General features: G+C 71.7%; 8 protein-coding genes and 2 tRNA genes. 7 read left to right on the top strand and 3 right to left on the bottom strand.

Going from position 1 to position 7,964, the window contains the following annotated elements; translation table 11 throughout:
• Window positions 1-52: 52 nt before the first annotated feature.
• Window positions 53-1,297 carry an amidohydrolase family protein gene (locus ABZ904_RS17285; RefSeq protein WP_361823988.1) on the bottom strand — a complete coding sequence of 415 codons (1,245 nt, stop codon included), beginning with the start codon at window positions 1,295-1,297 and terminating at the stop codon, window positions 53-55.
• Window positions 1,298-1,699: 402 nt separating this feature from the next.
• Here ABZ904_RS17285 and ABZ904_RS17290 point away from each other — a divergent pair.
• The 6 genes from ABZ904_RS17290 to ABZ904_RS17315 all read left to right on the top strand — a co-directional run bounded on the left by ABZ904_RS17290 (window position 1,700) and on the right by ABZ904_RS17315 (window position 5,033).
• A tRNA-Thr gene (locus ABZ904_RS17290) sits at window positions 1,700-1,772 on the top strand.
• Window positions 1,773-1,818: 46 nt separating this feature from the next.
• Window positions 1,819-1,891 (top strand) — tRNA-Met (locus tag ABZ904_RS17295).
• Between the two features lie 91 nt (window positions 1,892-1,982).
• Window positions 1,983-2,147, top strand: a complete 165-nt coding sequence (rpmG, locus tag ABZ904_RS17300; protein ID WP_030798911.1) for a 50S ribosomal protein L33 — start codon at window positions 1,983-1,985, stop codon at window positions 2,145-2,147.
• A gap of 680 nt (window positions 2,148-2,827) precedes the next feature.
• Complete coding sequence (locus ABZ904_RS17305) at window positions 2,828-3,283, top strand: MaoC family dehydratase N-terminal domain-containing protein (RefSeq protein ID WP_359396378.1); 456 nt, start codon at window positions 2,828-2,830, stop codon at window positions 3,281-3,283.
• A 5-nt stretch (window positions 3,284-3,288) separates the two neighbouring features.
• Complete coding sequence (locus tag ABZ904_RS17310; protein ID WP_359396211.1) at window positions 3,289-3,717, top strand: MaoC family dehydratase; 429 nt, start codon at window positions 3,289-3,291, stop codon at window positions 3,715-3,717.
• A 260-nt stretch (window positions 3,718-3,977) separates the two neighbouring features.
• A complete protein-coding gene (locus ABZ904_RS17315; RefSeq protein WP_361823992.1) occupies window positions 3,978-5,033 on the top strand; it encodes a UDP-N-acetylmuramate dehydrogenase in 1,056 nt (351 codons plus the stop codon).
• 17 nt (window positions 5,034-5,050) lie between these two features.
• On the opposite strand, the gene ABZ904_RS17320 is transcribed toward ABZ904_RS17315, so the two are convergent.
• Window positions 5,051-5,683, bottom strand: a complete 633-nt coding sequence (locus tag ABZ904_RS17320) for an NAD(P)H-binding protein (protein ID WP_360990493.1) — start codon at window positions 5,681-5,683, stop codon at window positions 5,051-5,053.
• A 154-nt stretch (window positions 5,684-5,837) separates the two neighbouring features.
• Between ABZ904_RS17320 and ABZ904_RS17325 the strand changes: the two genes are divergently transcribed.
• Window positions 5,838-6,449, top strand: a complete 612-nt coding sequence (locus ABZ904_RS17325) for a helix-turn-helix domain-containing protein (protein WP_361824006.1) — start codon at window positions 5,838-5,840, stop codon at window positions 6,447-6,449.
• Window positions 6,450-6,786: 337 nt separating this feature from the next.
• On the opposite strand, the gene ABZ904_RS17330 is transcribed toward ABZ904_RS17325, so the two are convergent.
• The gene (locus ABZ904_RS17330) at window positions 6,787-7,857 is read right to left on the bottom strand and encodes an adenosine deaminase (RefSeq protein WP_359396218.1); all 1,071 of its coding nucleotides are present in this window, start codon (window positions 7,855-7,857) and stop codon (window positions 6,787-6,789) included.
• Window positions 7,858-7,964 lie beyond the last annotated feature (107 nt).

Consider the following 7,964-nt stretch of genomic DNA (forward strand, 5'->3'; position numbering starts at 1 on the left):
TTCCTCCGGCGCACACCGGCCATTCGCGTGCGCCCTCTCGCACGCCCTTTGGTCACGGCTGAGCCCGTCCCTGCCGGGGCAGGTCCAGCGCCACCGCCGCGGAGGTGGTGTACTCGCGTACCGCGCTCGTCCGAGCCACCACGCGCCCCTGGTGCACGACGATGCGGCTGTACGCGAGCGACAGCGCACTCGCCAGCCGGTCACCGCGTACCGCGAGCAGTTCCGCCGGGAAGCCCGCCTCCACGCGCACCTCGGGCAGCCCGAGAGCGGCCCGTGCCGAGGCGCTCACCGTGTCGTAGGCGTCTTCGGGGGACAGCCCGTACCGGGACGCCAGCAGGTACGCGGCCTCCAGCGGGTCCCCGCGCCCCACCGGGTTCGACACGTCCCTGAGGGCTCCGCTGCCGGCCGCGACCCGCACCCCGGCCGACCGCAGCAGCCGTACCGGGGCCGTGCCACGCCCTTCGACCGCGCCGCAGCCGCCCTGCGGCAGGCAGACCACCGTCACCCCGGCGGCGGCGAGGCGCTCCGCGACACGGGCCGCCGCTGCCGCCGGCAGACGCCCGAGACCGCCGCACGGGCTCAGCGTCACTCCGGACCGCAGGCCTCCCGCGATCGCCGCGAGCCGGGCCAGACGCGCCGGATCACCGGCGTCCGTGTGCACGTCGACCGGGCAGCCGAACTCGGCGGCCAGTTCCAGGACCAGCTCCGCGTACCCCGCCGGATCGGGGTCCGTGTCCGGGCAGCCGCCCACCACCGAGGCGCCCATCTTCATGGCGTCGCGCAGCATCGCGAGCCCGTTCGCACCGGCGACCCCGGTCAGCACCCGCGGTAGCGCCACCGCCGTGAGCTCGGCGAGTCCGCACAGTGAACGCCGCGTCCTCAGGACCGCAGTGAGTGCGCCGAGACCCTGTGCGTCCCCGATGCACACATGCGAGCGCAGAGCCGTCGCACCGTGCCCGAGCTGGAGCAACGCGGCCTCGGTGGTACGACGCTGGACGTCGTCGGGCTGGAAGGACACCGGTCCGTCGACGTCCGCGGACAGGGCCGTGTCGCCGTGGGCGTGCGGCTCGGCGGGGGCCGGCAGCAGCAGATAGCCGCGCAGGTCGACACGGGTGCCGACCGATACCGCGGCCAGGCTCCCGGCGGTGCCCACGGCCTCGATGCGCCCGTTCTTCAGCCGCACGTCCACGGTCCGGCCGTCGGTGAGCCGGGCCCCGCACAGCAGCAGGGCCGCCGGGCCCGCCGGGGCCGACGGCGAGGACGAGAGGCGGGGCGGCTGCGGTCGGCTGTCGGGCATCGCGTTCCTGTGGTTCGCCGGCGGCTGCGCACCAGGGACAAGATCACGCAGCCGAGGTCGAGCCTAGGGTGACCACCCGGCCGCAGCGGGGAGGAGCGCAATAGTCGTATCGGTGTGGCCTTCCAGGCCGACGGCCGCTCTACGGCCCTGTATGCGTGCGGAGTCCCGCCGCTGCTGGACTACGGGAAGGCCGACGCTGTCACCCCTGTGGCCGCAGTGGCGGACGGGTTCGCTGCCGCAGTGCGGACGGACGCGGCCCTCCGGCGGTCGGCCGGGCCGCACGGGCTTGAGGCGGGTGAGGGGCGTGGGGACACCTGCGGTGAAGCCTGGGAACAGGCCGGGCGGGTGCCGCGAAACGGATTTGGGCGAACGGTAGGCGACCGTGTAATGTCTTCATCGCTCGCCCCAATAGCTCAGTCGGCAGAGCGTCTCCATGGTAAGGAGAAGGTCAACGGTTCGATTCCGTTTTGGGGCTCTGATGTGAGAGGTTCCCGTCGCGAGGCGGGGCCCGATCGCATCGAAGCGGTGTAGCTCAGTCGGTAGAGCAAGCGGCTCATAATCGCTGTGTCACCGGTTCAAGTCCGGTCACCGCTACTGACAGTAGCCGATTGTGGGGTCGGTCCTTCGATCGGCTACTCTTTCCTGCGTTTACATATCGTCCAACCGTTCGTCAAGGAGCACTCACGTGGCTGCCACCGACGTCCGCCCGAAGATCACGCTGGCCTGCGTGGAGTGCAAGGAGCGGAACTACATCACCAAGAAGAACCGGCGTAACAACCCGGATCGTCTTGAACTGAAGAAGCACTGCCCGCGTTGCAACTCGCACACCGCGCACCGCGAGACGCGATAACGAAGGCTCGTACGCGAGGCCGTCCCCAGCGACCAGGGGGGCGGCCTCGCGGCGTTGGCGGGTGCGCCCGAGGGCCCGTGGGGCATCGTCGCGGACGGTGAGACACGATCAGGCCTGCCGGTCCACTGCGCGGATCGGTCGGGTTCAGGTCCACTTGCTGGTCGGTTGGTCGGTTGGTCGGTTGGTCGGTCGGCCGGGCGCGCCTGGGTCCACTGCGCCGCCTGTCGAGGCGGCGGCCCCTCGGTACATGCGGCCCCATCCCCGAGTGGCCGGGTGCGCGACGCCAGCCCCCGGACACGGCGTGACCGCCCACCTCGTCGATCCGGAAACGGCCGGACGCGACGACCGGATGGGATGACCAGACCGGACGGCCGGACGGGACGGGCGGCAGGAAGGTGACGGTCCCACCGGTGTGCGGCTCGACCGAGCAAGATGGGTCTGGCCGGCCAGAGGCCGGTCATGTCACACCACACAGACGGATTCGGCCATACCGGCCGATTCAAGACGAAGAATCGGTCACGTCGACCGGAACCGCACTCATCGGCCGCCCCGGCCGACAGCAGAATCGGTCGATGGATCCAGAATCGGTCCCACCGGCCGAACACGGAGCCGACCGTGCAATGGGGCAGCGGCTTCCGGCGAGACCGGATCCGAGGAACTACCAGGAGGTGTCCGAGTCCATGGCGCTCGACCAGTCCTTCGTGGGGCGGTCCTACCCGCCCACCGACCCGTACGAGGTCGGCAGGGAGAAGATCCGCGAGTTCGCGCAGGCGATCGGGGACGCCAACCCCGCCTACACCGACCGGGAGGCCGCCAAGGCGCTCGGCCACCCCGACGTGATCGCCCCGCCGACCTTCGTCTTCGCGATCACCTTCAAGGCCGCGAGCCAGGTCACCGAGGACCCCAAGCTCGGCTTGGACTACAGCCGCGTCGTGCACGGCGACCAGCGGTTCAGCTACATCCGCCCGGTCCGGGCCGGCGACCGGCTGAGCGTCACCTCGACCATCGAGTCGATCAAGTCCCTGGCCGGCAACGACGTCCTGGACATCCGCGGTGACGTCCACGACGAGGCAGGCGAGCACGTGGTGACCGCGTGGACGAAGCTCGTGGCCCGGGCGCCGGAAGAGGAGGCATGACGCCGATGACCGCGAAGATCGCTTACGACGCCGTCCAGATCGGCACCGAACTGCCGGCCCAGTCCTTCCCCGTCACGCGCGCCACCCTCGTGCGGTACGCGGGCGCCTCCGGGGACTTCAACCCGATCCACTGGAACGAGAAGTTCGCCAAGGAGGTGGGCCTGCCGGACGTCATCGCGCACGGCATGTTCACCATGGCCGAGGCGATCCGCGTGGTGACCGACTGGGTCGGCGACCCGGGGGCCGTGGTCGAGTACGGCGTCCGCTTCACCAAACCCGTCGTGGTCCCCAACGACGACGAGGGCGCCCTGATCGAGGTCAGCGGCAAGGTGGCGGCCAAACTCGACGACCACACCGTCCGCGTCGACCTCACGGCGACCAGCGCGGGCCAGAAGGTGCTGGGCATGTCACGGGCAGTCGTACGGCTGGCCTGACCGAAGGGTTCGGCGGAGTGGCAGCCCCGCCCCCGGGCCGGGGCTGCCACTGCGCCGATCGGGGCGCGTGCGGTACGGGATCGCCACTCCGCCGATCCGGGTCCGATCCCGTACGGGATCGGCGGCCCGCCGTTCCCGGCCCGACGCGCTGGATCACCGTCGCCGGCTCGCTCCGGGTGACGACGTACGGCCCCGCCGGTCCCGGCGGGGCCGTACTCGTGGGGTGCGGGGCTGCGGACGCCGTCTCGTAGTCTTGGCGCGTGCAGGAACTCCATGACGCCCCGCTCGCCCCGCTGACCACCTTCCGGCTGGGCGGTCCAGCGACCCGTCTGCTCATCGCCACCACCGACGCCGAGGTGATCGCCGCCGTCCAGGAGGCCGACGACTCCGGTACGCCGCTTCTGCTGATCGGCGGCGGATCCAACCTGGTCGTCGGTGACAAGGGCTTCGACGGCACCGCGCTGCGCATCGCTACGAAGGGCTTCCGGCTCGACGGTACGGCGCTGGAGCTGGCGGCAGGCGAGGTGTGGAGCGACGCGGTGGCCCGCACCGTGGGGGCCGGGCTCGCCGGTGTGGAGTGCCTCGCCGGAATCCCCGGCTCCGCGGGCGCCACCCCGATCCAGAACGTGGGCGCGTACGGCCAGGAGGTCTCCTCGACGATCACCGAGGTGATCGCGTACGACCGCAGGACGCGCGAGACGGTGACGATCCCGAACGCCGAGTGCGCGTTCTCGTACCGCCACAGCCGCTTCAAGTCGGACCCGGAGCGTTTCGTCGTGCTCCGCGTCCGCTTCCAGCTGGAGGACGCGGAGGGACTCTCCGCCCCGATGCGGTACGCCGAGACGGCCCGCGCCCTCGGTGTCGAGCCGGGCGACCGGGTGCCGCTGGCCGCCGCCCGCGAGACCGTCCTGAAGCTGCGCGCAGGAAAAGGCATGGTGCTGGACCCGGAGGACCACGACACCTGGTCGGCGGGTTCGTTCTTCACCAACCCGATCCTCACGGACGAGGAGTTCGCCGCGTTCCTGTCGCGTGTGCAAGAGCGGCTGGGCGCGGAGGTGGCGCCGCCCGCGTACGCGGCGGGGGAGGGCCACACCAAGACCTCGGCCGCCTGGCTGATCGACAAGGCGGGCTTCACCAAGGGATACGGCAGCGGACGCGCCCGTATCTCCACCAAGCACACCCTGGCCCTCACCAACCGCGGGGGCGCCACCACCGAGGACCTCCTCGCCCTGGCCCGCGAGGTCGTCGTCGGTGTTCGCGAGGCCTTCGGGATCACGCTGGTCAACGAGCCGGTCACGGTGGGCGTGAGTCTCTGAGCCGCCCGGGGTGGGCGCTAGTAGGCCACGCCCACCCCCTGCTTCACCGTTCCCGGGTCACCGACCATGGTCAGCATCGCGTGGGCGACATCGGCCCGGCCGATGAAGCGGCCCCTGCGCGGGAAGCCGCCGACGACCGTGCGGTACGTGCCGGTGAGCGGCTTGTCCTGCAGGCGCGGCGGGCGGACGACCGTCCAGTCCGTGGCGCTGCGGGCCAGCTCCGCCTCCATCTCCCTCAGGTCGTCGTAGACATCCTTCAGCAGTGCCGAGATCAGGCTGCGAGCGGCGCGGTCCAGCATTCCGTCGCCCTCGGACTCGGGACCGACCGGGCCGGCGGTGACCACGAGCAGCCGGCGTACCTCCTCCATCTCCATGGCCCTCAGGACCGTACGGGTGAGCCGGGTGGCGACTCCTGCGTCCTTGCGGCTGCGGGCGCCGAGGCCGGACAGGACGGCGTCCCGGCCGGCGACGGCGGGGCGGACCGCCTCCGGGACGGTCAGGTCGGCGCGGAACACCTCCAGGTTCGTCCCGGTCACGGTGAGCCGGGCCGGGTCCCGGACCACCGCCGTGACCTCGTGTCCTGCGACCAGCGCCTGCCGGACGATCTCCTGACCGATACCTCCGGTGGCACCGAAAACGGTGAACTTCATGGGTACTCCAGTACGCCGGGTGAGAAAGGGGCGAGAAAGGGACGGCTAGTGGGTGAGTGTTCACTCACCCGCTCCTGCTCTAGGGTGGGTAAGCACTCACCCACCCGTCAAGACCCCCGGAACGTCCATGGAATCCTTGGTGCCCATGCAACAGATGCAGCCGAAGCCGACCCGTGCCCGCATCCTCGACGCGGCCCACGAGCTGATGCACACCGTCGGACTGGCACGGGCCACCACCAAGGAGATCGCCAAGGCGGCCGGCTGCTCCGAGGCGGCGCTGTACAAGTACTTCGCCGGCAAGGAGGAACTGTTCATCGAGGTCCTGCACGAGCGCCTGCCGCGACTCACCCCGCTGCTGCGCAGCCTCGTCGCCGAGCCGGGGCAGCGCACCGTGGAGGAGAACCTCACCGAGATCGTCCGCCAGGCGGCCCTGTTCTACGAGCAGAGCTTTCCGATCGCCGCCTCGCTGTACGCGGAGACACAGCTCAAACGGCGGCACGACGAGGCGATGCGGGAGCTGGGGGCGGGGCCGCACGTGCCCATCGAGGGACTCGACGCCTACCTCAGGGCCGAGCAGGCCGCCGGGCGGGTCCGCGCCGACGCCGACACCTTCGCCGCCGCGTCCCTGCTCCTCGGCGCCTGTGCGCAACGGGCGTTCGCCTACGACGCGACGGAGACCGGCGTCAGGCCGCCTGTGGACGACTTCGCGCGCCGGCTCGCCCGGACCGTGCTGGCCGGGATCTCCGTCACCGGGGGCCCGGCCTGACCCCAGACCAGACCGTGCACGAGGCCGCCTCGCTGGCTGCCCAGGGAGAAGCCCGGCACCGTCCGCGCGCCGGGCATGAGGCCCCCCACTGGCCGCCTCCCCCACGGAGAAGCCCGGCACATCGTCCGCGACGCCGCGCACGAGGTCACCTGCTGATCTCCCCTGACCAGGGGGACCGGCCCGTCCTCCTGCCGGAGCGCGACACGCGCGGACGTCCGGGACGACCCGGATCGTCATCACGTCCACTCCGTCTGCCCGACGGACGTCGCCCGGCCGCGAGCCGGCCCGGTCCGGCACCCCGGAACCGACGCGCGCCGCCCCGGCGTCCCGGGCTGCCTCAGGCCGTACCCGCAGCTCCAGGCCCGATGCGAGTGACCGGGCCGCTCAGCCAAGCGTCCACGCCTTCCAGGAGCTTCGCCTTCGTGTCCTGCGGGGCCGCCGAGGCCCGTACCGACTGCCGGGCCAGCTCGGCCAGCTCCTCGTCCGTGAAACCGTGGTGGCGGCGGGCGATCTCGTACTGGGCGGCGAGCCGGGAGCCGAACAGCAGCGGGTCATCGGCGCCCAGTGCCATCGAGACGCCCGCGTCGAACAGAGTGCGCAGGGGGACGTCCTCGGGCTTCGGGTAGACGCCCAGCGCGACGTTCGACGCCGGACACACCTCGCACGTCACGCCCCGGTCCGCCAGACGCTTCAGCAGACGCGGGTCCTCCGCCGCGCGCACGCCGTGGCCCACCCGGTCCGCATGCAGGTCGTCCAGGCAGTCGCGGACCGACGAGGGACCGGTCAGTTCGCCGCCGTGCGGAGCGGACAGCAGGCCGCCGTGCCGGGCGATCGCGAACGCCCGGTCGAAGTCCCGGGCCATGCCCCGGCGCTCGTCGTTCGAGAGGCCGAAGCCCACCACACCGCGGTCCTGGAACCGCACCGCGAGCCGCGCCAGCGTCCGCGCGTCCAACGGGTGCTTCATCCGGTTGGCGGCGACCAGGACGCGCATCCCGAGGCCCGTCTCCCGCATCGCGGCGGAGACGGCGTCCAGGATGATCTCCAGCGCGGGGATCAGACCGCCGAGGCGCGGCGCGTACGACGTCGGGTCGACCTGGATCTCCAGCCAGCCCGAGCCGTCCCTGAGGTCCTCCTCCGCCGCTTCCCGTACCAGCCGCTGGATGTCCTCCGGCTGCCTCAGGCACGAGCGCGCCGCGTCGTACAGCCGCTGGAAACGGAACCAGCCCCGCTCGTCCGTCGCCCGCAGCTTGGGCGGCTCCCCGCTGACCAGCGCCTCGGTCAGGACCTCGGGCAGCCGGACACCGTATTTGTCGGCGAGCTCCAGCAGGGTGGAGGGCCGCATCGACCCGGTGAAGTGCAGGTGGAGGTGGGCTTTCGGCAGCTCAGAGACATCCCGTACGTGCTCCATCCCAAGATCCTGCCGTACGCCCTCGCCGGACCGGTAGCGCTTTCCTCTTTAGTGGTCTTGCTCGTACGGAAGAACGAGGCGGCCGCCCCCCGGATCCGGGGGGCGGC

The organism is Streptomyces sp. NPDC046900, from assembly GCF_040644975.1.
In the GTDB taxonomy this organism is placed as follows: domain Bacteria; phylum Actinomycetota; class Actinomycetes; order Streptomycetales; family Streptomycetaceae; genus Streptomyces.

Excerpts from the sequence above, each read along its gene's own strand:
- ABZ904_RS17305 (WP_359396378.1), top strand. The coding sequence starts at position 2,828 with ATGGCGCTCGACCAGTCCTTCGTGGGGCGGTCCTACCCGCCCACCGAC.
- ABZ904_RS17310 (WP_359396211.1), top strand. The coding sequence starts at position 3,289 with ATGACCGCGAAGATCGCTTACGACGCCGTCCAGATCGGCACCGAACTG.
- ABZ904_RS17320 (WP_360990493.1), bottom strand. The coding sequence starts at position 5,683 with ATGAAGTTCACCGTTTTCGGTGCCACCGGAGGTATCGGTCAGGAGATC.
- ABZ904_RS17330 (WP_359396218.1), bottom strand. The coding sequence starts at position 7,857 with ATGGAGCACGTACGGGATGTCTCTGAGCTGCCGAAAGCCCACCTCCAC.
- ABZ904_RS17325 (WP_361824006.1), top strand. The coding sequence starts at position 5,838 with ATGCAGCCGAAGCCGACCCGTGCCCGCATCCTCGACGCGGCCCACGAG.
- ABZ904_RS17285 (WP_361823988.1), bottom strand. The coding sequence starts at position 1,297 with ATGCCCGACAGCCGACCGCAGCCGCCCCGCCTCTCGTCCTCGCCGTCG.